Annotated in this window: 20 protein-coding genes and 1 pseudogene; 4 read left to right on the top strand and 17 right to left on the bottom strand. The window is 68.5% G+C overall.

The genetic code is table 11. The features are described from left to right. Nucleotides 1–102 precede the first annotated feature (102 nt). The 6 genes from AB0C59_RS06425 to AB0C59_RS06400 form a co-directional block, all read right to left on the bottom strand. Nucleotides 103–396 (bottom strand): hypothetical protein, encoded by a 294-nt coding sequence (locus tag AB0C59_RS06425; RefSeq protein WP_356583767.1) that lies wholly within the window; start codon nt 394–396, stop codon nt 103–105. A 13-nt stretch (nt 397–409) separates the two neighbouring features. Next, nucleotides 410–1201, bottom strand: coding sequence for a response regulator transcription factor (locus AB0C59_RS06420; protein WP_356583766.1), 792 nt, complete (start codon nt 1199–1201; stop codon nt 410–412). 58 nt (nt 1202–1259) lie between these two features. Beyond that, nucleotides 1260–2111: a phosphate ABC transporter ATP-binding protein PstB gene (pstB, locus tag AB0C59_RS06415; RefSeq protein ID WP_359654369.1), complete on the bottom strand. Its 852-nt coding sequence runs from the start codon at nt 2109–2111 to the stop codon at nt 1260–1262. Between the two features lie 62 nt (nt 2112–2173). Beyond that, on the bottom strand, nt 2174–3079 hold the full coding sequence (pstA, locus tag AB0C59_RS06410; protein WP_356583086.1) for a phosphate ABC transporter permease PstA: 906 nt from the start codon (nt 3077–3079) through the stop codon (nt 2174–2176). Continuing rightward, complete coding sequence (gene pstC, locus AB0C59_RS06405; protein ID WP_356583085.1) at nt 3076–4023, bottom strand: phosphate ABC transporter permease subunit PstC; 948 nt, start codon at nt 4021–4023, stop codon at nt 3076–3078. The genes pstA and pstC overlap by 4 nt, the downstream gene beginning before the upstream one ends. Next, nucleotides 4020–4991, bottom strand: coding sequence for a PstS family phosphate ABC transporter substrate-binding protein (locus AB0C59_RS06400; protein ID WP_356583084.1), 972 nt, complete (start codon nt 4989–4991; stop codon nt 4020–4022). Before AB0C59_RS06400 ends, pstC begins: the two co-directional genes overlap by 4 nt. 420 nt (nt 4992–5411) lie before the next feature. Here AB0C59_RS06400 and AB0C59_RS06395 point away from each other — a divergent pair, with 420 nt between their 5' ends. Both AB0C59_RS06395 and AB0C59_RS06390 read left to right on the top strand, forming a co-directional pair. Beyond that, a complete protein-coding gene (locus AB0C59_RS06395) occupies nt 5412–7475 on the top strand; it encodes a PhoX family phosphatase (RefSeq protein WP_356583083.1) in 2064 nt (687 codons plus the stop codon). A 231-nt stretch (nt 7476–7706) separates the two neighbouring features. Continuing rightward, on the top strand, nt 7707–8699 hold the full coding sequence (locus tag AB0C59_RS06390) for an IS481 family transposase (RefSeq protein ID WP_356583082.1): 993 nt from the start codon (nt 7707–7709) through the stop codon (nt 8697–8699). Between the two features lie 354 nt (nt 8700–9053). On the opposite strand, the gene AB0C59_RS06385 is transcribed toward AB0C59_RS06390, so the two are convergent. Both AB0C59_RS06385 and AB0C59_RS06380 read right to left on the bottom strand, forming a co-directional pair. Then, on the bottom strand, nt 9054–9461 hold the full coding sequence (locus tag AB0C59_RS06385; RefSeq protein WP_356583081.1) for a hypothetical protein: 408 nt from the start codon (nt 9459–9461) through the stop codon (nt 9054–9056). After that, complete coding sequence (locus tag AB0C59_RS06380; protein WP_363001375.1) at nt 9458–11512, bottom strand: integrase; 2055 nt, start codon at nt 11510–11512, stop codon at nt 9458–9460. Before AB0C59_RS06380 ends, AB0C59_RS06385 begins: the two co-directional genes overlap by 4 nt. On the opposite strand from AB0C59_RS06380, the pseudogene AB0C59_RS06375 reads away from it, so the two are divergent. Next, nucleotides 11500–12692, top strand: a pseudogene (locus AB0C59_RS06375) (IS3 family transposase). The gene AB0C59_RS06380 and the pseudogene AB0C59_RS06375 sit on opposite strands and share 13 nt — an antisense overlap. Nucleotides 12693–12709: 17 nt before the next feature. Here AB0C59_RS06375 and AB0C59_RS06370 read toward each other — a convergent pair. The 8 genes from AB0C59_RS06370 to AB0C59_RS06335 all read right to left on the bottom strand — a co-directional run bounded on the left by AB0C59_RS06370 (nt 12710) and on the right by AB0C59_RS06335 (nt 22084). Then, on the bottom strand, nt 12710–13876 hold the full coding sequence (locus AB0C59_RS06370) for a hypothetical protein (protein WP_363001373.1): 1167 nt from the start codon (nt 13874–13876) through the stop codon (nt 12710–12712). 155 nt (nt 13877–14031) lie between these two features. After that, nucleotides 14032–15810: a hypothetical protein gene (locus tag AB0C59_RS06365; RefSeq protein ID WP_260824202.1), complete on the bottom strand. Its 1779-nt coding sequence runs from the start codon at nt 15808–15810 to the stop codon at nt 14032–14034. Then, complete coding sequence (locus AB0C59_RS06360) at nt 15810–17195, bottom strand: site-specific integrase (RefSeq protein ID WP_260824234.1); 1386 nt, start codon at nt 17193–17195, stop codon at nt 15810–15812. Before AB0C59_RS06360 ends, AB0C59_RS06365 begins: the two co-directional genes overlap by 1 nt. 162 nt (nt 17196–17357) lie before the next feature. Next, entirely contained in the window at nt 17358–18140 is a 783-nt protein-coding gene (locus tag AB0C59_RS06355) for an MFS transporter (protein WP_355273381.1), read from the bottom strand. 102 nt (nt 18141–18242) lie between these two features. Next, a complete protein-coding gene (locus tag AB0C59_RS06350; protein WP_355273379.1) occupies nt 18243–19712 on the bottom strand; it encodes an NUDIX domain-containing protein in 1470 nt (489 codons plus the stop codon). A gap of 61 nt (nt 19713–19773) precedes the next feature. Continuing rightward, entirely contained in the window at nt 19774–19950 is a 177-nt protein-coding gene (locus AB0C59_RS06345) for a hypothetical protein (RefSeq protein ID WP_355273376.1), read from the bottom strand. A gap of 212 nt (nt 19951–20162) precedes the next feature. Continuing rightward, nucleotides 20163–21032, bottom strand: a complete 870-nt coding sequence (locus AB0C59_RS06340; RefSeq protein ID WP_363001370.1) for an endonuclease/exonuclease/phosphatase family protein — start codon at nt 21030–21032, stop codon at nt 20163–20165. Next, nucleotides 21029–22084, bottom strand: a complete 1056-nt coding sequence (locus AB0C59_RS06335; RefSeq protein WP_363001368.1) for an aldo/keto reductase — start codon at nt 22082–22084, stop codon at nt 21029–21031. Before AB0C59_RS06335 ends, AB0C59_RS06340 begins: the two co-directional genes overlap by 4 nt. Nucleotides 22085–22203: 119 nt before the next feature. On the opposite strand from AB0C59_RS06335, the gene AB0C59_RS06330 reads away from it, so the two are divergent. Further along, nucleotides 22204–22824 carry a hypothetical protein gene (locus AB0C59_RS06330; RefSeq protein WP_355273369.1) on the top strand — a complete coding sequence of 207 codons (621 nt, stop codon included), beginning with the start codon at nt 22204–22206 and terminating at the stop codon, nt 22822–22824. 64 nt (nt 22825–22888) lie between these two features. On the opposite strand, the gene AB0C59_RS06325 is transcribed toward AB0C59_RS06330, so the two are convergent. Continuing rightward, nucleotides 22889–25039: a radical SAM protein gene (locus tag AB0C59_RS06325; protein ID WP_355273367.1), complete on the bottom strand. Its 2151-nt coding sequence runs from the start codon at nt 25037–25039 to the stop codon at nt 22889–22891. Nucleotides 25040–25058 lie beyond the last annotated feature (19 nt).

Genomic DNA, 25058 nt, shown 5'->3' with positions numbered 1-25058 from the left:
TCCGTAGGGGACGACGGCGAGCGGCTCGGCGGGAAGCGCGCGACATCGGCGCAGTACTGAACCGGCCGGCGGGGCACCGCCATGCAGCCCGCCGGCCGGCGTCTAGGGGGAACACGCGTCCGTAAGGCACAGGGAGATCAGTGTCCGTGCCTCGGCCGCGCTGTGAGCGGTGATGATCTCCATGAGGGTCACCCGGTCAGTGGTGAAGGTCAACCACTGGGTCTGTCCCGTGGGCAGGAACCGCACACTGACGCTTGTTGAGAACCATCCTTTGTGGTGCAGGAGGGTGCCGATGGTGGGGATGTGGTGCCGTCCGTGGACGATGCCGAACCGGGGGTAGCGCGTGGCCCAGATCGGCAGGTCGAGGTAGGAGTCTTCCTCCGGCGTGTCCGGCACGGTACGGAGCCCGCTACTGTGTCGGAGCCGGGCGGGAGGACAGAGTCTGTGTTCCCGCCGAGCCCGCGGAACTGCACTCCAGGCGGTAGCCCATGCCGCGGATGGCGTCGATGGTGCAGCAGCTTTTCGCCTCGTCTCGGAGCTTATTGCGTACCCGGCGGATATGCACCGTGAGGGTGTTGCTGGGGAGTTCCTCGGTGCCCCACAGAGCCTTGGTCAACTCGGCGCGGCTGATGACCCGGTTGGGGCGCTCCATGAAGTAGCGAAGCAACAGGAATTCACGGACCGGCAACTGCAGGGACTGTCCCCGGACGTAGACATGAAAGCCTGCGACGTCAAGCTCGATGTCACCGACAGTCAGCGATTCCGCTGACCCGTCACCGGTGCGTCCGCCCATGAGGAGGGGCAGGATCTCCTCGGCGCGGTAGGGGCGGGCGACGAAGGCGACCGCGCCGGCCGCCACCGCCGCGGTGGCCTCCTGGGCGCCGTCGGCGCCCGCGCCGACGATCACCGGTACGGGGTGCAGGCGGGCGATCAGTTCAGTGACCCTCGCCGCACCGATGACCGGCAGCGGAGCAGCGAGCAGCACCGTACGCGGATGGCGCACCCCCACGTGGAGGAGAGCCTCGGCACCATCGTGGCACACAACGGTGCGCACGCCGGCACGGGAGAAACGGGCCGTGGCCTTCTCGGCGAGATCCCTGTCGGGCTCCGCCAGGAGCAGGTCCGGGGCAGAGTCGGCTTCCGTGCCGTCGGGACCGTGCTGCGCAGCGGTCCCCGGCAGCCGATGTGCGTCGGGTGTCACCCGTAATACTCCTTCACGTGATGCGCGCAAAGGGGCGGACGTCGGACTGGACATCGCCTCAGCCGAACCGGCCGGAAATGTAGTCCTCGGTGCGCTGGTCGGAGGGGTTGGAGAAGATCCGCTCGGTCTCGTCGTACTCGACGAGGCGGCCGTGGCGTACGCCCTTGTCGTCCACGTCCGCGGTGAAGAACGCGGTGCGGTGCGAGACGCGCGCGGCCTGCTGCATGTTGTGCGTGACGATGACGATCGTGAACTCCTGGGCGAGGTGCTCCATGAGGTCCTCGATCTTCGCGGTGGCGATCGGGTCCAGGGCCGAGCAGGGCTCGTCCATGAGGATCACCTCCGGCTTGACCGCGATGGTGCGGGCGATGCACAGCCGCTGCTGCTGGCCTCCGGAGAGCGCGAGCGCCGAGGTCTTGAGTTTGTCCTTGACCTCGTCCCACAGCGCGGCGTGGGTGAGGGTCTCCTCGACCAGGTCGTCGAGGTTGCCCTTGAAGCCGCCCACCCGGGGGCCGTAGGCGATGTTGTCGTAGATCGACTTGGGGAAGGGGTTGGGCTTCTGGAAGACCATCCCGATGCGGCGGCGCACCTCGATGGGGTCGACGTCCTTCCCGTACAGGTCCTCGTCGTGGTAGCGGATTTTACCCGCCACACGCGCGGTCGGCACGAGGTCGTTCATCCGGTTGAAGCAGCGCAGCACCGTGGACTTGCCGCAGCCGGACGGGCCGATCATCGCGGTGATCTGCTGGTGTCCGATGGTCATGTTGACGTCGCGGACGGCCTCGTGGTCGCCGTAGAAGACGGACAGGCCGCCGACCTCGAAGACCGGGCTCGTCAGCGGAGGGGCGTCCCGGAAGGTGACCTGCGGGGTCTTCGTGCCGCCGCTGGGGGCGTCGGAGGAGGTGGTCATGGCGGTCTCCTGCGGAGAGGTGGCGGTGGTGACGAGGCTGTTGGTTGTCTGCGGCATTCGGGTCACCACCGGCGGGAGTAGCGGTTGCGGAGCCAGATCGCGGCGGCGTTCATCAGCAGCAGGAGCCCAAGGAGCAGGATGATGGCCGCGGCGGCCAGGTGGTGGAACTCTGTGCGGGACTGGCTGATCCAGTTGTAGATCTGCACCGGGAGCACGGTGTACTCGCTCTGCAGCCCTTCGGGGTTGAACATGACGAACGTGACGGCACCCAGCATGATCACGGGGGCTGCCTCGCCGATCGCCCGGGACAGGGCGAGGATCGCGCCGGTGGCCATGCCCGGCACGGCGGCGGGCAGCACCTGGCGCCAGATGGTCTGCCACTGGGTGGCCCCGAGCGCGAGGGACGCGTGCCGGATGGACTGCGGCACGGCCCTGATGGCCTCCCGCGAGGAGATGATCACCACGGGCAGCACCAGCAGGGACAGCGTCAGCGCGGCGGTCAGCACCGTGGTGCCGAGCCCAAACTGCCGGGCCAGCAGGCCCAGTCCGAGGATGCCGTAGATGATCGACGGAACGGCGGCCAGGTTCTGGATGTTGAGCTCGATCAGCCGGTTGTACCAGCGGTTCGAGTCGGCGTACTCCTCCAGGTAGATCGCCGCCATGATGCCGGTCGGCAGGCAGAACAGTGCGGTGAAGGAGATGACCCAGATCGTGCCGAAGATCGCGGACTGGGCGCCGGCGTTCTCCGGCCGGCGGATGGAGGGGAAGTTCTCCCACAGCCGCGAGTCCAGCCGCGGCCACGCCTCGACCAGGATGTACGACATCAGCGAGACGAGGAAGACGATACCGAGGGCCAGGCAGGCCAGGAGCACCCAGCGGAACAGGCTCTCGCCCGGGCGCCACCGGGGGCCGGCCAGCGGACTGCGGCCGGAAGCCGGCGCCGGCTTCTGCAATACGGGGGCGGTCATTCGTACACCTCCCGGTACTTGCGCACCAGACGAATGCTGATCATGTTCATCAGGAATGTGGCCAGGAAGAGCAGGGCGCCCACCGCGAAGATGGTGTTGTAGGCGATCGAGCCGACCGGCACGTCGCCGGAGGCGGCACGTGCGATGAAGGCGGTCATCGTCTCCATCTCGACCAGCGGGTTCACGGTGAACTCCGGTGTCGAACCCGCCGCGATGAGAACGATCATGGTCTCGCCGACGGCCCGGGAGATGCCCAGGACGCAGGCGGCGACGATGCCGGACAGGGCCGCGGGAACGACGACACGGACCGAGACCGTGCGTTTGCCCGAGCCCAGCGCGAACGCTCCGTCGCGCAGCGCGTGGGGCACCGCGGACAGCGCGTCCTCGGTGAGCGAGGCGATGGTCGGCACGATCATGACGCCCATGACCAGACCGGCCGCGAGACCGTTGCGCACCGAAACCGACCAGTCGCTGGGCAGGACGTCCTGCAGCAGGGGCGTGATGAACGCCAGCGCGAAGAAGCCGTAGACCACGGTGGGAATGCCGGCCAGGATCTCCAGGCTGGGCTTGAGGACCTTGCGGAGGCCGGGCTTGGCGTACTCACTGAGGTAGATCGCCGCGCCGAGACCGACCGGGATCGCGACCAGCAGCGCGATGCCTGTGATCACGAGCGTGGCGGCCACCAGGGGCAGCACACCGAAGTGCTTGTCGGCGAACAGCGGGGTCCACTTGGTGCCGGTGAAGAACTCGCCCAGGTCGACGTTGTCGAAGAACTCAACGGCCGGGGGGATCAGTGAGACGACGATGCCCACCGTGGTGGCGACCGAGACCAGGGCCGCGGTCAGCAGCACGCCCTTGATCGCGGCTTCACCGTAGCGCGGGCGTGTCCGCCGCAGGGACTGATGCCCAGTCCCTGCGGCGGACTGAGTGGTGGAGCCGGTCACTTGGCGGCTTCCTTCAGCTTCGCCAGGTTCGCCTCGAGCTCCTTCTCCTGCTCGGCGTTGAGCGGGATGAACTGGGCGTCTTCAGCGATCTTCTTGTTGTTCTCGACGTAGTACTCGACGAAGTCGAGCACCTGCTTCTTCTTCAGACCCGCGTCCGAGGGGTAGATGTAGAGCTGCCGGCCGAGCGGCTTGTACGAGCCGTCCTGCACGCTCTCGACGCTGGGCGTGACACAGCCGTCACCGCCGTCGATGTCGAGGACCTTCACCTTGTCCTTGTTCTCCTCGTAGTAGGAGTAGCCGAAGTAGCCCATGCCGCCCTTGGTCCCGGACACGCCCGTCACGGTGACGTTGTCGTCCTCGGTACCGCTGTAGTCGGTGCGGGAGGCGCCCTCCTCACCGTTGATGGCCTCGGTGAAGTAGTCGAAGGTGCCGGAGTCGGTGCCCGCGCCGAAGAGCTTCAGCGGCTCATTCGGGAACTTGGGGTCGACCTGATTCCAGTTGTTGACCTTGGAGCCGGGCTCCCAGATCTTCTTCAGCTGCTCGACGGTGAGGCACTTGGCCCAGGTGTTGTCCTTGCTGACCACGACGGAGAGTCCGTCGTTGGCGACCGCGAACTGCTCGTACTTGACGTTGTTCTCTTCGCAGGTCTTGACCTCCTCGTCCTTGATCGGACGCGAGGCGTTGGAGATGTCGGACTCACCGACGCAGAACTTCTTGAAACCGCCGCCGGTGCCGGACGTGGCCACCGTAACCCGGACCTCGTTCTTGCCCGGCTCCTCGGCATAGAACTCAGCCGCCGCACTCGTCAGCGGAGCGACCGTGCTGGACCCGTCGATCAGCACCTTGCCCGACAGCCCATCACCGGAGCCGCCGGCGTCACCGCCGCCACACGCACTCGCGGCCAGCATCACAGCAGCCGTCAGGGCCAGTGGAGCCTTGGCCCGGCGCAACGAAGTGGGAATGTTCACGTGACTCTCAATCCTCGTGTCTGCCGGAGCTTTCCGGCCGTCTGGATGAGTGCGCGGTGCGCGCCGCTCGGACACTTGGATCGAAGCCAGTCTATGTGAACAGAAGGTGTACGAGACCCTTCCCTCGCATGAATCATAGCGGTTTATCTATATAGAAGGATCTTGTTATGGAGATTCGGGAGATGACTACAAGCCCCTGACCTGGCCTTTTATGGGGGCACGGGCGGCCCGGACCAGTAAGGCGCAGGTAAGTGAAAGCTAGCCTCACGGGTCGACGCGCACGCTTCGGGCAGGCAGTGTTCGGCCGGGGTTCACCTTACGGACGCCCCCGGATGGAGGACAGCCCTCTAGCGTCACGCATCGATCGCCGCCTATGTTCAGGCGGCTGGGAACCCCTACTTCGATCGCGTGGAGGCAACCGTGCTTGACCAGTCCGGCGACCGCACCGGGAGCGGCATCGAGCTGCCCGTGCTCCCCAGCCACAACACCGCTCGCTCTGCGCTGACCTGCCGCTACCGCTGTGGCGACGCGTGCGCGCACGACGCACCCAACCGTTCGCTGAATCCGTACTTCGGCGATGTCGTGAAACGGGCGCTGTCACGCAGAGGAGTCCTCAAGGGGGCCGCGGTGATCGCTCTCGCGAGCGGTGCCGCTGGTGCGGCGACGGCACCTGCGGCTGCCGGCCAGGGACGGCCGTCCGGCTGGCGCTCCCCGCGTGGCCTGGACTTCGCCCCGGTTGCCCCGAACACCGCCGACGCCGTCGTCGTTCCCGAGGGATACGGCCAGCAGGTCGTGATCCGCTGGGGCGACCCGGTCCTCACCGCAGCTCCCCGCTTCGACGCCCGTAAGCAGAGCGCACGGGCGCAGGCACGGCAGTTCGGATACAACGCCGACTACATGGCCCTGCTGGACGTCCCTCACCGGCGTGACCAGCAACTGCTCGTGGTCAACCACGAGTACACCAACGAAGAGATCATGTTCTACGGCTACGACCCGGCCGCCCCCACCCGCGAACAGGTCGAGACCGCCTGGGCTGCCCACGGCCTGACCGTCCTCGTCGTACGCGAGGACGGCCGCTCGGGCCGGCTGTGGCCGGTCGTGGGTGACGTCCTCAACCGCCGCATCACCGCAACCACCCCCTTCGCCCTCACCGGCCCGGCGGCCGGCAGCGCCTTGTTGCAGACCAACGCCGACCCCACGGGACGCATGGTGCTCGGCACCCTCAACAACTGCGGCGGCGGCATCACGCCCTGGGGCACCGTGCTGTCCGGCGAGGAGAACTTCAACCAGTACTTCGCCAACGCCGCCGCGGTCACGGACCCCGTGGCCAAGGCCCGCCTGGCCCGCTACGGCCTGCCCACCGGGGCGAGCGGACGCAAGTGGGAACGCTTCGACGACCGCTTCGACATCGCCAAGGAACCCAACGAGCCCAACCGGCACGGTTGGATCGTCGAGATCGACCCCTACGACCCGCACTCCACGCCGCGCAAACGCACCGCGCTGGGCCGCTTCAAGCACGAGGCAGCCGAGCCCCGCCTGACCCGCGACGGCCGGGTCGCCCTCTACATGGGCGACGACGAACGCTTCGACTACCTCTACAAGTACGTCTCCAAGCACGCGTACAAGAAGGGCCACAGCCGGGCCGCACGCGAGCACAACCTGCGTTTGCTCGACGAAGGCACCCTGTACGTCGCGAAGTTCACCGGGGACAGCCCGTCCACCGAGATCGACGGCACCGGAAACATCCCGTCCGACGGAGAGTTCGACGGTTCCGGCGAGTGGATCCCGCTCGCGACCGGCAACGTCTCCCACGTGCCGGGGATGAGCGCGGAAGAGGTGTACATCTTCACGCGCCTGGCGGCCGACAAGGCGGGCGCCACCAAGATGGACCGCCCCGAGGACGTGGAGCCACACCCGTACACCGGCCGGGTCTACGTCACCCTGACCAACAACAAAGACCGAGGCGCCACCGGCAAGGCGGGCCCGGACGAGGCCAACCCCCGCACCGGCAACAAGCACGGCCACGTCCTCGAACTCGAAGAACGACACCGGAACGCGGCGGCGGAGAGCTTCCGCTGGCGTCTGATGCTGGTCTGCGGCGATCCCGAGGACCCCTCGACGTACTTCGCCGGCTTCGACAAGAGCCAGGTCAGCCCGATCTCCTGCCCCGACAACGTGGCCTTCGACGAGTACGGCAACCTGTGGATCGCCACCGACGGCGCAGCCCTCGGCTTCAACGACGGCCTCTTCGCCGTACCCGTCAAGGGTTCCCAGCGCGGGCACGTCAAGCAGTTCCTTACTGTCCCCACGGGCGCCGAGTGCTGCGGCCCCATCATCACCAGGGACCGCGTACTCGTCGCACCCCAGCACCCGGGCGAGACCGACGGCTCCACCGCCGAGAACCCCGGCTCCCTCTGGCCCGACGGACCCGGCAGCATCCCTCGGCCGTCCGTCGTGACGGTCTGGAAGGAAAAGCGCCGGTAGCCACGGCTTCACATCCCTGCCGGCCTGGCAGCCGTCGTCGGCCAGGCCGACAGGGGCGCGCCGGTTAGTGTCTACCCCAGAGGCAGAACCTGGTCCTGCTGCCCTAGATGTACTGCCCAGGCAGGTTGGTCGAGTTTGTGTGACGACACGGTCTCAATCTGGCCGATGACGAAGGCCTCCGGTTGTGGAGTGGAGCTGTCGAGGAACCGCTCCGCCAACCAGGAGGCCTTCGTGTCTCACGCTAACGCCGCTCTGACGCCCCGTGCACGTCTTCGCCTGGCGCGTCTCATTGTCGATGAGGGATGGCCAGTGGCCCGTGCGGCCGAGCGCTACGACGTCTCCTGGCCCACCGCCAAGCGGTGGGCCGACCGTTACGCCGAGGCTGGCCCGGCGGCCATGCACGACCGGTCATCACGGCCGCATCGCAGCCCGGCCCGCACATCCCGACCAACGGTCCGCAAGATCGTTCACCTGCGGTGGAAGCAGCGACTGGGACCGGTGCAGATCGCCGGACGGCTGGGCATGCCGGCTTCCACCGTGCACGCGGTGCTGACCCGGTGCCGGATCAACCGGCTGTCCCACATCGACCGCGCCACCGGCGAGCCGGTCCGCCGCTACGAACACCCCCACCCGGGCGCGATGCTCCACATCGACGTCAAGAAGCTCGGTAACGTGCCCGACGGCGGCGGCTGGCGTTACGTCGGCCGCACCCAGGGCCGCAAGAACCGTGCCGCGACCCCCGGCAAACCCCGCAACAAATACCGCGGACCACTGCTGGGAACCGCATTCGTCCACACCGTCGTCGACGACCACTCCCGTGTCGCCTACGCCGAGATCTGCGACGACGAGACAGCCGTCACCGCGGTCGGTGTCCTTGGCCACGCGGTCGACTGGTTCGCCGCCCGCCAAGTGAGCATCGAACGGGTCCTGACCGACAACGGCTCGGCCTACCGCTCCCGGCACTGGGCACAAGCCTGCGCCGAGCTGGGCATCACACCGAAGAAGACCCGCCCCTACCGGCCCCAGACGAACGGCAAGGTCGAACGCTTCCACCGCACCCTCGCCGACGGCTGGGCACTGGGCCGCTTCTACTCCAGCGAATCAGCCCGCCGCAAAGCACTACCGGCCTGGCTCCATCACTACAATCACCACCGCCCCCACACCGCAACCGGCGGCAAACCACCCATCACCAGGTTGACCAACGTCCCTGGGCAGTACACCTAGAGCGTTGAGAGCGCCTAGGCAGAGCACAGGCGAAGCAGCCTTGGAAGACCCACCCGGCATGGTCACGGAGCCGCCCGGGCCCATCCGCCCAGCACCCCGTAGCCTTCACGCCAACCGCCGTCCCTGGCAGCGGAGGGCAGCACTGTCGGCGATGCCAGGTGCCTGCCATGGCAGGGTTGGACGACGACCGCTTGCGATGACTCGAAGAGTCAACGAGGGTGGCTGCTGCAAGCGCCAGGACGATCCCAGCCATGTCCAGGGCGTTGTGGAAGATCCGCGGACTCGTGAGCGTCATGGACGACCGCCACCCACACCAGCAAAGAACTCGGTTCCACCACCTACCGTCCAGAGCTCTCAGTCGCGGAACGGGCGCAGAAAAATGACGTTCTCCGGGACGGTTTGGTCTTGGTCAGTGGACTTCCTGAGGATGAGGACGGCGGCTGCGAGGACTACCTGCTCCGCTCGGCGCCGGGATTCGGCCTCGGCAGCCCGGGACTCCCCGAGGGCTTCCTTTAGGCGGACCACTTCTTTACGGAGTCGCCTTTCAACTTCCGGCGTTTGGTGCGTCTCTGCGCGCACTCGCGCGTAGAACGCTTCCTTGAGGTCGGCGTGGCGCTTTTGCAGAGCCATGCGGTGAACACCGGCTTCTGCGGCGAGCGCGACCGCCGTGAGGCTGCCGTTGGAGCTGGTGGGCTGGCCGGCCAGGAGACGGTCCATGGCCGCGCGGATGCGCGAGCGTTCGTCCCCGTGCTGCTGGTTCATGCGATGGCCTCCTCGGCGGACTGTGCGGTGGCGTCGTGGGCGTCGGCGAGTGCACGGAAGCGGCCGGCTGTTCGGCGAAACCGGTCGCCCAGGGGCTGGGGCACGAGGGCTGCCTTCGCATCGAGCCGATCAGCGTGCTCCCGTGCTGCCCGCGCGTGGCTGTCAGTGCGGATCGCGTTGCCGCAGCCGAGCTGGCAGGCGAACTGGTTGGGTGCCGTCGCTCCGGGATCCGGATCGCACAGGGCCGTGTCCCGCTTGAAGGCGCAGATGAGGAACGAGTCCGGGTTGTCGAAGAGGACGAGGCCATCACGCGCGAGGAACTTAGCGGCGGCCTTCGGGGTGGTCAGGGCACCTTCGAAGCTGGGGATCGAGGCCGCTCCGACGATTGCCCGCCGCGCTGCCGGGCCGGAGATCTTCTCGCCGGCCGCCGTGGCGTCGCGCAGACGTGCAGCGGTGGTCGCTGCGGCGAGGGCGGTCTCGACGTCGAGTTCTCCGTGGAAGCCTCTGCGCTCGCGGCTGCCGTAGCCGCTGGAGGTGCGGGCATCCAGGGCGGTGCGCATGTGTCCGTACTGGATGGCGAGGGCGACCAGGCCACCGGGCCGGCGGGCGATGTGCCAGGCCAGGGTTCTGCGCAGACGGCTCAGTCCAAGGTTGCCGTGCGGGTCATCCGGTACCCGTTGAGCCGGCAGGCCCTGAGCAGTGGCCTCCTGGTTGATCCACGACACGAGGTTCTCGACGCGGCGATCCAGCGTGGCCCGCTTCAGCGCACCGTGGTGCCTTCGCTGGGAGACGATGTCGTGGTGGGTGGAGCTGAACAAGAGCTCGTCCTTGGGGACGATGCGTTCCAGGACGCGGATGGCGTTGACGACCGGAGTGATCGCGACCCATGGGACTGCCCGCTCCTCGCCGGCGGAGACATGGTGCCCGTCAGAGTCGCGGACGTTCTTGTAGTGGTGGGAGCGGATCAGATGCCGCGGCGTGGAGCCGTCGGGATTCGGTTGCGGGTCGGGGCAGCACCCGGATCGCAGCGACCGTGCCTCCTGGGAGCGCATCCCAGTCAAGTACAAGATCACGATTGCGGCTGCCGTAGCCAGGTGTCGCACCAGGATCGGCGTCTCCTCGTAGTCCATGAACTCGCGCCATGGCCGTCCCTCGATCCGGCCCGTAACCGGCACCTGCATCGGGCTGGGGCCAGGCCGCTGAGCCGCGAGTCGGTAGAGTCCGCGCCGGGCGACGATAGTCTGGACTTGGGTGCGGCTGCACCCGGTGACCGCGGCGACGTAGTGGTGGGACAGTGTGACGCCGTGCAGTCGGCTCACGGTGGCGGGCAGCGGTGCACCGGAGTTGATCAGAGGCAGCAGATAGCTCTTGAGAGCTGCCAGGCCCTCGCGGGTGGTCTTGGCGGCTGTCACCTGTGCGTGCATGCGGCGGCGTTCGTCCCAGGCGGCCAGGATGTCGCCGGAGAAGTCCTCGACCAGACGGATGGACCAGGTGAGCAGAGGGCCGATCACGGTCGGATCCAGCGGCTCGGTCTTGTTCTCCCCGCCTGCCTCTCCCGTCTCGGCGGGTAGATAGTCGTCGATGCCCTCGTCCTCCCAGGGAGGACGCGTAATGCCGCAGGGGCTGGCTGAGAGCTGGTCGAAGGCCCACAGGTCCGAGAGCCAGCGCAGAATCGTCAGGGCATGACCGCGCGTACAGCCGCTGGCGTACTTGGCGGCGTACGCCTTCCAGTGCTCCGTGGTGCAGTCGCTGAGCTGGGACACGCCTTGTCGGTCGAGCCAGCGTACGAACTTCATCCACTGGATGATGTTGTCGCGCATGCTGGTCACGCCGTCGCGTGTCCGGTTCTGAAAGCCGCGTTCCCGTATGTAGGTGGGGCGCAGCTCGCCGTTGATCAGGACCCAGAGGACACGACGGACCTCGCTCCGCAAGGTGGCCGGGCACTTCCTCAGATTGATCTTGTGGATGAGCTGACCCCGGTTTGGTGGAGTCCCTGAAGCCAGGCTTATGATCCTGGCCCGAAGGAGAACCACGAGCAGTGCCAGCACCACGTAAGTACCCGGACGAGCTCCGCGAGCGGGCCGTCCGCGAGGTCCGCACCACCGGCCGTCCGATCGCGCATGTCGCCAAGGACCTTGGCATCCACAAGGAGGCCCTGCGCGGCTGGGTCCGCCAAGCCGAGGCGGACACCGGCGAACGCGACGACCGGCTGACCACCGCCGAGCAGGAAGAACTGAGGCAACTCCGCCGGGAAAACGCGGAGTTGAGGCGGGCGAACGAGATTCTGAAGGCCGCGAGCGCGTTTTTTGCGGCGGAACTCGACCGTCCCCGGACGAGGCCGACCAGGTGATCGAGCACCTCAGGGACAAGGGCCTCGGGGTCGGGTTCGCCTGCCGGGTGCTGGGGCTGTCCGAGTCGGCGTATTACGCGCGCAAGAAGCGGCCGAAGTCGGCCCGCCGGCTGCGTGACGAGCAGCTCATGCCGCTGATCGAACAGGTCCATGCCGAGTCCGGCGGCACCTACGGCGTCCGCCGGATCACCCGCGCCCTCAAGCGCAAGGGTGTGCAGGTGGCCCGCTGCACCGTCGAGCGGCTGATGGAAGAGCTGGGCCTGGAGGGCGTCATCCGCGGTCAGCGGCGGCGGACCACTGTGTCTGAGCCATCGGCGCCCCGGCCGCCGGACCTGGTTGACCGCGACTTCACCGCATCCCGACCGGATCAGCTGTGGGTGGCGGACATGACGTATGTCCGCACTTGGACGGGCTGGGTGTATGTGGCGTTCGTCCTGGACGTGTTCTCCCGCATGATCGTCGGCTGGCAGGTCGCCAACCACATGCGCACCGAACTCCCGCTGGACGCGCTGGAGATGGCGCTGTGGAGGCGGCGGATCAAGAAGGACTCCGGGCTGGTCCATCACAGCGACAGGGGGTCGCAGTACGTGTCGATTCGCTACACCGACCGGCTCGCCGAAATCGGGGCCGCCGCGTCCGTCGGCTCGGTCGCGGACTCGTATGACAACGCGATGGCCGAGGCGCTGAACGGCACCTTCAAGGCCGAACTGATCGAGATGCAAGGCCCCTGGACCGGCTTCGACCAGGTCGAACGGGCGATCTTCCAGTGGGTCACCTGGTACAACGAGGAACGGCTCCACTCCGCCCTCGACTATGTACCGCCCGCCGAGTACGAACGCGACTGGTGGCGACAGCAGGAAGCCACCCAGCAGTCCGCCTGAAACAAGATCACCGGACTCTACGAAACTCGGGACAGCTCACCACCCACCTTCCGCCCCTTGATGACCTTGCCCTTCAGGCGGTAGCGGACGCGGCCCTCGCCGAGCTGTTCGGGAGGCAGGCGGCAGTCGTGGGTCAGCTCAGCCAGTTCGCTCTTCCGCATTCCGGTCAGTGCGGCGAGCGCGATGAGGCAGGCTGTGCGGGCCCGGGAGAGCTGCAGCCGGGCCTCGGTGGTGTTCATCGGCAAGGTCCAGGGGACACTGCCCCGTCCGTCCGCGCGTTCGACCAGGGCGGACGCACGGCCCCAGCGTTTGGACAGGCCGACTTCTCTGACGGCCTTCTCCAGGTGGCCGCGCAGCGTGGGCAGCCACGTGTAGTGGAAGGCGTGCCGTCCAGTCTCGTGGGCGAGGGAGATCAGGTTCACCCGTAGCAGCGGATCGTCCGGAGCCCAGCCGTCCGCCAGCCGCTCGGCTACGACGTGATCAAGGGCGACATCGAACGGATCGCCCTCCTGTATGTGGCGGTCGATGGCCTGCACGACCTCGACCCTCCAGACCGGACGCTCCCGGTTGTTGCGGCCCGGCCGGTTCGGAACCATCTCCTGCAACTGCTGCTGCAGCTCCACGACGTGCGGCGCCAGCACCTCCACCACGTACAGGGCCGCCGCGACGAGCGGTTGGAAGACGTCGTTACTCAAGGGCGGTGTCGTGTTGCCCGTCCTACGGACCATCCCGGCGACGGAGTACGCCGTGCGTCGCCCCCACGGACGGAAGGCCGGCACATAGCCGTCGGCTGCGAACAGTTCCATGTAGTAGCCCAGCTCCTGGATGACCGCCACTACGTCCATGCGGTAGCCGGGGCTGCTGTCGCGGATCACGACGCCGTGCTTGTCCCGTACCTTCTTGCGAAGTTCCAGGTAGGCAGCACAGTGCTGCTGGGTTACCTCCGCGAGATTGTCCACGCCCTGTTCGGTGAGCCAGTTGAGCCAGCCGGCGAGCACGGTCAGCCGCCCGTGCACCGTGGCTATCTGCACGGGTGTTCGGTAGGCGTGGGCAAGTTCCCGCACAGCGCGGTGGTCCGGTGCGAGCCGGGCGAAGATGAACTCCTTCGCGAGTTCCCTCCATTGAGGGTTGAGGATCTCGGTGAAGGACAGGATCCGCGCGTGCCGTGCAAGGTACCGCGGCATCCCGATGACACCGGTGAAGTCCCAGATAGCGTCGTCGAAGTGCGGATGCGGGCCCGCGCCGTGGACCGGCAGACCGGCCGCAGCGCATACGTCTTCGCCTCGAAAGACGGAACGCGAAAAGGCAGCCGGGAGGCCCGTGGGCCGGTGCGGGGTGGTCATATGGTGTGCTCCTCAGGGCGCAGGGGAAGCTCGCCATCGGAATCGGTGACCTCGGCAGTGGCTGCCCGTAGCGCGTGCTCAGGGAAGTACCGGTCAGGGGTCAGGATCTCGTCCAGACGGTGGGCGTACGGGCCGAAGACGGGAATGAACTCGGCGGTGGTCATCTGCTGCCACTGGCGGGAGAAGAACGCCCGTAGCCGCAGCAGGTTCGGCAGATGGCGAGGGGCGAACAAGGCCAGCGGACACAGCAGGCACACCCACGGGCGTGCCGGACAGGGCTTGCCCTTCGGCCCGTGGAGCCCCGACAGCTGATCTCCACATGCCGCGGTGAATACGTCGCGTTCCCCGGACAGGAGCTGCGCCAAGGCGTTGTCATCCAGGCCGAGCCGCTTCATGTGCTCGGGGTAGTTCTCCACCAGGTCGGCCATTTCAGCGGTGGCCAGCACCAAGGGCGGCAGCGCCCGGCGAACGAGGTCCTCCTGCGCCTGGGCGATGATGTCCTCAGCCGCCTCGCGCTGAGCCGGCGTCGTGTTCGTCAGGTAGTGGTCCCCCTCGACGCCGGGGGACCGGTTCGGATCCAGCGTGGACCGGCGGCTGCCGCGCCAGTGTGACCGGTCCTTCAGCGCATCGTGGGTAGTGCGGATGCGGTGCCGGTGAAGGAACAGGGGGCGACCGTCGTCGCCAGTCATCTGCGTGGGGCGCCCGTCCTCGTCGACGGCTTGGCGCCGCTCGACCCAAGCGCATATGGACAGGCGCGTGGCCGGCTTGGCCAGCCATCGCTCTCCTGACCGCGTGCCGCCCGGCGTGAAACGCACCCAGAGCTTGTCGCGCAGTTCCTCGGGCGCGAAGCGGCGGGCCACCGCAGAGTGCTCGATCCACTGTTCCAGCAGGCGAGTGGCCTGACGTGACAGAGCAAGGCTCTCTGCCGCAGTGCGGCCCTTGACGTAGCTGAGGAGGATCTTCTCGTCACCCGCCCACTCGATGTCGTCGAGTCCCAGGTCCGCGATCCCGTCCGGCACGATCCCGGTGTAGGCGCCGAACAGCAGCTGATAGGCGATGATCACGTCCAGGGTCGGGATCAGCGGATCCAGGACCGCGCGAAGACCGCCCCCGTATCTCTGCCGGAAGGGGAACGAGCCGCGGTCTGCCATCTCGGTGACGAGCGGGTCGGGCCCGTCGTGAAGCACCAGCCAGTGATGGGCAGTGCGCTCACGGAGCGAAGCCCCTGGACCGTCAGCTGACGAAGCGTGATCACGGGCCGCGCAGAACGCGCGGAAGGCGCCATCGACCTCGTCCCGGCAGGTACGGATGAGCCGAGCCCATTCGGCCTCGCTGTACGGCTGGTGCGAGCCGTACCGCTCGCCTGTGTTGAACAGCCGGCCATCGACGAACGCGCGCACATCCGGCGCCAGAATCTGATCCTGGTCATCCGCGCAGCGCAACATCGCCCGCAGCGCGCTCTCCTGCGAGGATCGCACCCCTTGCCGCCAGTACCGGGCGAGGAGCGCGCGCGTCAGGTCGGAGGCCCCGCCGGAGAACCCGAACTCGACCAGCCAGTCGGTGAAGCCGCGGACGGCCGTGAGGTAGAGATCGAAGCCTCCCGCACTGTCGACCTGCCCGTGCGGATGGACAAGGTCCGTAGCGCCTTCCAGCAGAGTGCGTGCCAGCCCCGGGAGCTCCACTGGCCGCCGCACGCGTAGGCGACGGCGGTACTCCGACCCATCGCTGAAGATGCAGTGCACACCCAGCGGGTCAAAAGTGACGGTGGCCGGCATCAGACCACCGCCGGTTCGTCGTTGAACTCAGTCTCGAGCTCCAGCTCGACGTCCTCGTTCAGCAGCCCGTACTCCTTGCCGACCCGTCGATACAGGGACGTGAACAGGCGGAGCACGTCCAGACGGTGGAGGTACGATTCCGTGGTCAGTGAGCTGGTATGTCCGAGCAGATCGCGCAGAATCAGCAGCGGTTCCTGGGTCCGCAGGTAGTGCGCCAGGGCGGCATCGTCATCGGTGTCGCGAATCTGTCGAGCAGCCTGCTCGTACCAGCCGCGCATCAGCCGTGCCATGGTCGCCATGGCCATGGTGTGTCGTAGCCGGTGGGGGTTGACGTGCGGGAAGCGTGGCTCGTATCGCTCGCGGATGCGGTCGGAGGTTCTGGCGAAGACCGTGGACCATCCGGTGAACGGGCGTCCCTGGCCCCACACTGACAGCAACATCGAACCCCCCTCCGGAGCGACCAGACGCCGCCGCTCGTCAGGGCCGAGTGAGCTCCATTGCACACGGACCCCGTTGACGCGTCCGCCCCGCTGGTCGGCGTCCGTCACGAACAGCGGCTCGCCCCAGCGGGCCGGCGGACGCCACGACGATCCGAACGTCGCCGCTGCTCGGTCGAGGGCGATGTAGGAGTGCAGCTCAGCCAGCGAGTCGTAATCGATCCACGATTCGCGGTACTTGCTTCCCTTGGTAATCCCGGACGGGACCGGGAAAGAGACCGGCACCGCAGTCCGTCGCGAGGGAAGCAGGGGCACCTCGCAGACCAGCAGATACGTGTACTCCTGACTGCGTAGTCCGCTGGAGACGATCATTCGACCGACTGCCGAGTTCCGGGCCAACTCCCGTCCTCGATAACGAAGATCTCGCTCGCCGTCGGGACTCAAGCCCGCCAACCCCTTCAGGAACATGTCCGTGAAGTCGTCGTCGAGATACTTGATCGTCACATGAGGCTTCGCCTGGCGCCGCCGTGACTGGTTTACCTGTCCGCGACGGACTTGTCCCTTGAAGGCCCAGACCGCCTGCCGGTACGTGAACGGCTCGGAGTCGGCGTACTCCTCATCCTTCGCCCACTTGTAGAACCCCGCCAGAATCGCCATGTTCTGGTTCCACGTGGACGCCTCGAAACGATGCTCGATGGGGCCCTGGGCCCGATAGACGGAGTACGCGCCCAACGCCGCCTTCAGACGACGCCGCGTGTCGAACAGGGCGACCCCGTGCCCGGATATGAACTCCAGCCACTCACGCACCGTACGCACGTAGTAGGGCCACGAATTTGGAGATGGGCATCCATTCGCTGGCAGCTCGCAGGCCCAGCAGTTGATCACGGTGGTGGGACGGACACCGCTGCTGTCTTCGAAGAGAAGGTCGTCGTCGAACAGTAACGGCATCCCCTCCGGGATCGCCGGCCTGAACACAAGTCCCCAGGACTTCCAGCCTGCTGATGAGTACGTCGATTGGTGCATGGCCGATGAGTATCAATGCAACCCGGCTGACTGCAACAAACAAACGAGCAGGTCAAGCGGTACATCAGAAGGTAAGCAACACCGTCGTTAAGCGGGAACAAACAGGTAGAGGGCCCAGAGGGTGTTGAGCAGCCCGAGGGCGAACGAGGTCGTGGCGTTGACCAGGGTCAGGGTCCACAGCCGGTGATCGCCGCGCACGTACTGCAGGCCCTCGCCGATCTCACCGCGCAGCCGGCGGGTCTCGGGGCGTGCGCGGGCGGGTTCGGCGGTCTGGATGCGGGCGGTGCACACGGCGCTGATCAGGTAGGAGGCGACGTCGCCGAGCAGGGCCCGGGCGGGTCCGAGGAGCGCGGTCAGCGCGGCGCCGAGGTGGCTTCCGGCGGTCGCGGCGACCGCGAACAGTGCGCCGACCCGGCTGTTGCTCCGTTGGATCAAGGACCGGTCGACGAGGCTGGGCAGCAGGCTGATGGCCGCTGCGTCGTGGAGCACGCTCGCCGCCCCCTGTACGACGGCGACGATCATGAGCTGGGTGAGGGTGAGGGTGCCCAGCGCGGCCGAGACCGGGACGGTGGCGAGCACCGTCGCGCTCACCAGGTCGCCCAAGATCATTTGCCGTCGCTTGGAGTGCCGGTCGGCGAGCGCGCCGGCGTGCAGGGCGAGTAGCGCGGGAGGGAGCTGTCCGAGGAACGCCAGCCAGGCGACCTGGGCGGTGCTCGCGTCCAGGTGGAGCACGGCCAGCACCGGCAGCGCCATCTGCGTGATCGAGCTGCCGGTCACGCTCGCAGCCTGGCCGGTCAGGTACCGACGGAAGTCCCGGTGCCGCCACAGCGAGGTGCCGGCGGCGGAGAGGGGCTCAGTGCAAGGCGGCACAGGACACCTCCCTCGGCTCCGCCGGGAGCCCCCGCAGCACGTATCTGAGCTCGGTCTCGGCCCGCGGGCCGGGCCCGCTGACGGTGGGTGCGCTCACCCTGCTCACCAGCCCAGCTGAGAATAGGCGCGGCCTTCGGCGATCGCGGTGATGGCCGTGCGGGTGTAGGAGACGATCGGGTCCGGCAGTTCGTCCCGCGGCCACCACTGCCAGGTCAGGCACTTGTCGGACTCGCGCACCTTAGGGACGCCCTCCCACCGGCGAGCTCGGAAGACGAGCTGCATCAGGGGCAGGCTGCCCGGGGTGTCGACGACGTGCACGACGTGCACGAGCTCCACATCGGCGGGTTCGATGACCAGCCCCGCTTCCTCCCGCGCCTCGCGGACCAGGCAGGAGAGCGCAGACTCCTGCTCACAGCGCCCGGCGAGGTAGTGCCAGGTGTTCCCCGCATATTTCGAGTCGGGGTGACGCAAGCCGAGCAGCACCCGGCCTTCGGCGTCTTCGAGGTGGAGATGGACTCCGACGCCGTTCAGTACGGTCCGGCTGCCCCCGTCCCACACGGGCGGGGCCGCGGCCGGCTGGTTGTCCGGGGGGTTCTCGGCCGCATGCCGGCGAATCAGGTCCCGGGTGGCGGGGCTCAGGCGCAACCGGTCCAGCTCCTCGGGCGTGAACCAGCGCAGCAGCACCCCCTCGTGCAGCGCGAGCCGGTCGGGGTTGCCGCGCCACCGGCCGGCGAAGACCCGGACCGGGACGCTGAGGCCGTCGATGCTGGTCGCGGCCTCCACGGCGTAGGGCTTCACGTCCTCGAGGCGGAGGTCGGGCACCTCCTCGGACAGTTCTCGCAGCAGGGTGCCCTCAAGGCTTTGGTCGTCGTGCGTGCGGCCGCCGCCGAGAAGGGCGAACGCCCCCGACTCCCAGATAACGCCGGGCTTGTGGTCACGCAGATGAAGCAGGTACCGGCCGTTCCCGTCGTGGATCAGGGCGGAAGCGTTTACCGGCTCCGGCCGGCCGTCCAGGCCCGCCGCGAGGAGCTTGGCGCGCAGTGTCGGCGAGGTGACCTCCGGTTGCGGGAGCCACTGGGCGCCGGAGGCCTCCTCGTCCTGCAGCGCGATCGTCGGCGACTCCTCGCCGGAGAGGTAGAAGACGTAGCGGACGTCGTAGTGGCGGTGGGCCGGTTCCCCTTTGGAAGGGCTGGCGTCAATGTCGTGGACGTCGATGTCGATCGGAGAACCGAGCAGCTGCCGGGTCAGGCACAGGGCGTCCGGCGGGATTCCGGCTTCCTCGGTCACCTCGCGTAGCGCCGCGGCGAGCAGTGTGCGGTCCTGGGGCTCGATGTGGCCGCCGGGGGCGAGCATAAGACCGCCGGTGGCCCGGTGCCGGATGTGCAGGACCCGGGCCTGCCGGTCGATGACGACGGCGCTGCACGTGACGTGCCCGGGCAGCGTCGTCCGGGCGGTCGTGTCGACGGGCCGGTCCAGCGCGGCGAGGAGCTCGGCCAGGGCGTCACGCTCGCCGGGGTGGCGGCCGAGGTACGCCTGGACGGTCTTGCGGATCGCGGTGGAGCTGGGTGGCATGGACGTCGTCTCGCCTTCGATGTCGGGGGAGGGGAGGCGGGGGGAAGGAAGCTCCAGTGGTTCAGGTCGCCGTTCCGTTGCCGGACGGCTTGGCGCCTCGGGGGCCGGGTGCGCCGCCAGTCGACGGCGCGATCTCGTACTGGGGGGCCTCGGCGGTGCACACGCCCCGGTACGCGCCGCGCTTACGGGAGATCAGGTCCTCGTGGGTCTTGTCGCCGCCTGGTTCGACTGGCGTCAATGTGTTCCCCTCTCGTGGACGTGTCGGTGGCGTCGCCGTGCTCAACGACGCCGCACGATTTCGAGCACCTGTTCCTTTCGGACGCGTTGCGCACCCTGTAATTCAGCGGTTCTCCGAGGGTGCGCAGTGCATCGACCCTTGCCACGCAAGGGCCTGCGGCTCGGGGGAGGTTGGCCGAAACGCCGACGTTCGATCGCTGCGGCGGCCAGCTGTCAGCTGGCCCCCCTCCCTGGGGCTTCATCCTGTTCGCCCGGGGCGGGCGGCAGGCCGAGGCGCAGCGTCATGACCGCGTGGTCGGTCAGCCCCACTTCACGGGCTTCCTGGTGGTAGTCGCAGGCCAGGAGGCGCTCGGTGTGGGGCGTGGAGACGAAGAGGTGGTCGAAGCGGAAGCCGTTGCCGCTGCGTCCGAACCAGGAGTGGGTGACCTCGTCGGGGTGGAGGTGGCGGAAGGCATCGGTGAGGCCGGCGGCCTGGAACGAGTCGTAGAAGTCGTACTCCCAGTCGCCGAACACCTTGTGCGGTGGCCGGTGGCCGCGCTCGATGACGTTGAGGTCCCCGGCCACGATGACGGGCATGTCCGGGAAGGCGGCGAGCAGCCGTGGCAGGCTCTCGGTGACCGACTCCTGGAAGGCGCGCTTGGCGACGTTGCGCTGGTCCTTCGGGCCGCGGGAGGGCACGTACAGGCCCAGCACTCCGATGTCGTGGCCGCCGACGGTGACGCGGGCCGCCGGGGCGCGATGGGGGGTGACGGTGACCGGGCTGGGGACGGTCCGGACGGCACTGGTGCGGCAGGCGATGACCGTGCGGTAGTCGGGCGTGGACGGCTGGGGGGCGATCACGGTGGCATACCCGCGCTCGGTGAGCGCGGTGACGAGGGCGTCGCCGCCCTGGGTGGAGGACACCTCGGTGAGGACGGCGATATCGGCGCCCTCCCGGCCGGCGATCCATTCGGCCTGCCGGCGCGAGCGCTCCGGGGAGGCATGCTGGGCGTTGAACAACAGCAGCCGTACGGCGTCGGTGGCCGGCTGGTGGGCGGGCTCGTCGGCGGCGAGCAGGGACAGCTGCTCGGAGGCGGGGTTCATCGGCCGGCTTCCTTCTCGTCCAGGAAGACCTCGCTGTTGGCGTCCAGGTTCTGCTGGAGGCGGCCGAGGGTGGTGCGGACGAAGGCGAGCTCGTCGTCGGTCAGCGGGGTGCCGACGGCGGTCAGGTTCGCTTCGACCTGCTCGGGGCGGGTGAAGCCGACGAGGACGGCGGCGTTCTCGGCTCGCTGCAGGCACACCTGGAGGGCGACGCGGGTCAGCGCGGCCGGGCTGTCGCCGAAGCGCTCGCGGAGCGGGCGCAGGCCCTCGGAGATGATCCGCAGTGCCTCGGGGGTGAACCAGGCCTTGCGCAGCCGGTGGTCGCCGGGGGCGAAGACGGGCGGGTGGTCGGGGTCGTACTTGCCGGTGAGCAGGCCCTGGGCCAACGGTTTGTTGATCAGGACGCTGGCGCCGAGGGAGGCGGCGAGGGCGAAGATGTCCGGCCGGCCGGCGGCGGGCGGCGGGGTCAGGGCGTTGAAGCGGGCCGCGAGGTAGTCGGGGCGGATCTGTTCGGCGAGGTGTGCGAATCGGGCGTACTTGTCGCCGCGCTGGTCCCTGGCGACGGTGACCCGTTCGGTGGCGTGGCGGTGGGGGCCGCGCATCCCGACGGCGGTGACCAGGCCCTGGCGCTGGAAGTCGCGCATCTGGGCGACGGCCTCCTCCAGGTAGCGGTCGTCGGGCCCGAAGTCGGCGTTGTGCAGGAAGTAGATGTCGAGCCGGTCGGTGCGCAGGTTCTCCAGGCTCGTCTCGAGCTGGCGGCGCATGGCAGCGGGCAGGTAGGCGTGCCGGGCGGTGCCGCGGTGGTAGCCGACCTTGGAGGACAGCACCACGGTGGCGCGGGGGACAGTGGCGACGAAGTCGCCGATGATCCGCTCGGAGTGCCCGTGCCCGTACACGTCCGCGGTGTCGATGAGGTTCGCGCCGAGTTCGTAGGCCCTCTCCAGGCCGCGGCGGGAGGCGGCGTCGTCGGCCGTGCCCCAGCCCATCGGCAGCCCGAGGTTGTTGTCGGCACCGCCCACGGCCCAGGCGCCGATCCCGATCGGATGAACGGACAAGCCGCGGGCGAGCGTGCGGCGCGCGGGGGAAGTCGGAGCACTCACAGGAAGTACCTCTTACCTCTCAATTAGTAGCAAACACTGATGAATCGTGTACGGGAGTGAGTATGGTGCCTCGCGTGACGACACAACCTCCCTTCACCGAACTTGACTTGAACGCGATCACTGAGCGGCGCTGGGTCGACCGCGGCGACTTCACCGACGCCGAGTTCGACCGCGCCCGCGCCTTCTACGAGGAGATGCGCGTCCACGACGACCGCCTGGAACGGGTGCGCGCCGACGCGTCCGCGATGATCATGGAGTGGACCGGGCACAAGCCGCGCGACGTCGGCTCCTTCGGCACCCGGCTGAACCTGGAGAGCTCCGACCTGGACCTGGGCATCGGCTACCCGGTCCAGGACCGCGACCGCCTGCGCGAGGTCCTGGCGCCCCACACTGCGTTCCTGGGCGAGCGCAAGACCCGCTTCTCCACCTCGCGGCTGGTGTTCTCCTTCACCCTGGACGGCATCGAGATCGATCTGAGCGCGCTGACGGTTGAGGACTACGCCGTCGCCTGCCGGATGCTCGACCAGATCGACACGACCATGACGCTGGACGAGCGCATCGCACACACCTGGGTCAAGCACCTGCTGCGCAGCTCGGGCCGCACCGACGAGTACGCGACGTGGAAGCTGACGACGTACGCCCGCTTCTGCCCGGAGTTCAACTGGGTGCCGATCCCGGAGAAGACCGGCGCCTGAGCACGGGGTGCCGGGCGCCCCGACCGCAACGCGGTGACGGGGTACCCGGACCCTGGCCGGACGCTCACGCACAGGACTCGCCCGCGTTGATCAGCTCCCAGCTCGTCGCCGACGTCCACCGCTCGTGCTCCCGGGCGAGGGTGGCCGCGTGCTCACCGGAGAGATGGCGGCCGACCTGCGCCGCCGTGGCGGCCATCCGGTCGCGCAGCAGCCCGGCCCGCGCCTGAAGCGCCGTCTCGATGCGCGCGGACAGGGCCGCCTCGTGCTCGGGCCGCTCGAGGTCGTGCTGCTCGATGGCGTGGATCATGTCGCCGAGGACCTGGTAGGCGGCGTCCTTCAGCACCACGCGCGCCTGCCGGACGGCGTGCCTGGGCGGGCCGTCGAGGACCTTCTCCAGGCTCTTGAAGGTGTAGTCGAGGGCGAAGTGGCGGTCCACCCACCGCTGCGCCCACCCGCTGGCGACGCCGATGCGCCAGTCCCGGTAGCGGCAGGCGACGCGGCCCATGAGCGGCTCCGGCTGCCCGGTGAGCCCTTCAGCGCTCGCCTGCCGGGTGTAGGCGGCGCCGATCAGGCACTCCATGCTGACGAGCATGTAGCTGATCCCGGTGTGCAGCGGCCGGCCGGTGGTGTGCGCGGCCACCCACTCCTCGTCGCGTACACCGCGGACGATCTGGCGCGCCCCCAGGCCGGGCTCGGGACGCAGCAGCAGATCGGTGCGCCCCTGGAAGGCGTGGGTGGCCTTCAGCTCGTCCAGGCTCATGAGCGGGTCGAAGGTGATGTACGTGTAACGGGTGGGGACGCCGAGCGCGGACAGGGTCCGGATAGCCAGGGCGTTCTGCTCGGCGGTCGTCTCCTTGTTGAAGCGGGTCAGGATCGAGTCGACGCCCGACTCCACACCGAACAGCATCCGCCGAAGGCCCAGGGCGACCAGGGTGCGCCACATGCGGGCCCGCTCGACGTGCCACGCCTCGTCCTGGTCGGTGCGCACCGTCTGGTCGATGCGGCAGCTGGACTCCCAGGCGAACCCGGCCTCGTGCAGGGTGCGCGCGAGCTCCAGGACCCGGCTGACGGCGTCGTCGCCCGCGCCGATGATCTCCTCGTCGACCAGGTAGAGGGTGCGGGAGATGTCGGGGTGGCGGTCGAAGACCTTGCCCAGTTCGTCGAGGATCCACGGCAGTTGCCCGGGGGCGGCGCCGGCCCACAGGCCCTTGTGGCCGCGCGGGCAGAAGGAGCAGGTGTTGGTGCAGCCGCGGCTGGTCTCGAGCTGGGCCACACCGTGGTGGGCGAAGGTGGCCGGCAGCAGGTCGAGCTCGGGCAGGATGTCGTTGGCGGTGTCGCGGGCGACGGGCTTGGCGGTGCGGCGCCGGCCGATGGTCATGCCGCCGCCGCGGGCGGCGCCGGTGTAGCCGATGCCGGGTATCTCCTGGCGCGGGATGTCGCCGTGCCAGTGGGCCAGGACAGCTTCGATGGTGGCCTCGCCGCCGCCGCGGGCGACGAGCAGGTCGGGGTAGCGCTCCAGCAGCAGCCGTTCGTTGCGGGCGGTGAGGCTTCCGCCGGCCACCACCAGCGGTGGTGTGGGCAGGGCGAAGGCCGCGTCCAGGAGCTGGAGCATCAGGTCGTGCTGGCCGAACGTCGCCGAGATGCCGACGATGTCCGGCGCCTGGGTGGTGAGTTGCTTGAGCAGGTCCTCCAGCGTGACGCCTAACTGCATGTCGGACAGGGTGACCGTGCCCATCAGCGTGGAGCGGGCCGCGCGGGCCACGTCGCTGATCCCGAGAGGGAAGCGCGGCAGCGGAAAGAACTCCGGGTGGTACAGGGCCATCAGGTGCACGTCCGGCCGGGTCAGCCGGTACGCGGCGGTCTCGGTCAGCTCGGCGTGCGACAGCCAGGAGTCCGGCGTGTCCAGCCGGATGTGCCCCTCGCTCCACCGCGGCCAGTGGCGGGAGGCGTGCTCGGCGCCGGACAGGTCGGCCGCGACCCACCCGTCGTTCGGGCGTTCCAGGAGCAGCAGGCGCCGGTCCAGGGTGCCGCTCACCCTCACTCGCCCCGGCGCGCCCTCCAGGTGGGCCTCCAGGCGGGCCCGCAGGTCGTTGGGTGAAGTGAGCAGGGGGGCGAGGGCGGCCCTGTCGGTATCGGTCAGCGGGCGGCTGGCGGGGTGTGCGGTGGTGACGGCGCGGGCCAGCCGGTCCAGTGCCGCAGTGGTGGTGTCGGCCATGGGGAAGGGTCCTTTTGGG

The sequence above is a fragment of the Streptomyces sp. NPDC048664 genome (assembly GCF_040650555.1).
GTDB lineage: Bacteria > Actinomycetota > Actinomycetes > Streptomycetales > Streptomycetaceae > Streptomyces.
Note: the sequence above shows the minus strand (reverse complement) of the source record. Positions and strands in the feature narration are given on the sequence as shown.

What these genes read in the sequence shown, in the direction of transcription:
- AB0C59_RS06385 (WP_356583081.1), bottom strand. Translation starts at nt 9,461, where the DNA reads ATGAACCAGCAGCACGGGGACGAACGCTCGCGCATCCGCGCGGCCATG.
- pstA (WP_356583086.1), bottom strand. Translation starts at nt 3,079, where the DNA reads ATGACCGCCCCCGTATTGCAGAAGCCGGCGCCGGCTTCCGGCCGCAGT.
- pstB (WP_359654369.1), bottom strand. Translation starts at nt 2,111, where the DNA reads ATGACCACCTCCTCCGACGCCCCCAGCGGCGGCACGAAGACCCCGCAG.
- AB0C59_RS06370 (WP_363001373.1), bottom strand. Translation starts at nt 13,876, where the DNA reads ATGCCGCGGTACCTTGCACGGCACGCGCGGATCCTGTCCTTCACCGAG.
- AB0C59_RS06340 (WP_363001370.1), bottom strand. Translation starts at nt 21,032, where the DNA reads ATGAACCCCGCCTCCGAGCAGCTGTCCCTGCTCGCCGCCGACGAGCCC.
- AB0C59_RS06325 (WP_355273367.1), bottom strand. Translation starts at nt 25,039, where the DNA reads ATGGCCGACACCACCACTGCGGCACTGGACCGGCTGGCCCGCGCCGTC.
- AB0C59_RS06350 (WP_355273379.1), bottom strand. Translation starts at nt 19,712, where the DNA reads ATGCCACCCAGCTCCACCGCGATCCGCAAGACCGTCCAGGCGTACCTC.
- AB0C59_RS06360 (WP_260824234.1), bottom strand. Translation starts at nt 17,195, where the DNA reads ATGCCGTTACTGTTCGACGACGACCTTCTCTTCGAAGACAGCAGCGGT.
- AB0C59_RS06365 (WP_260824202.1), bottom strand. Translation starts at nt 15,810, where the DNA reads ATGCCGGCCACCGTCACTTTTGACCCGCTGGGTGTGCACTGCATCTTC.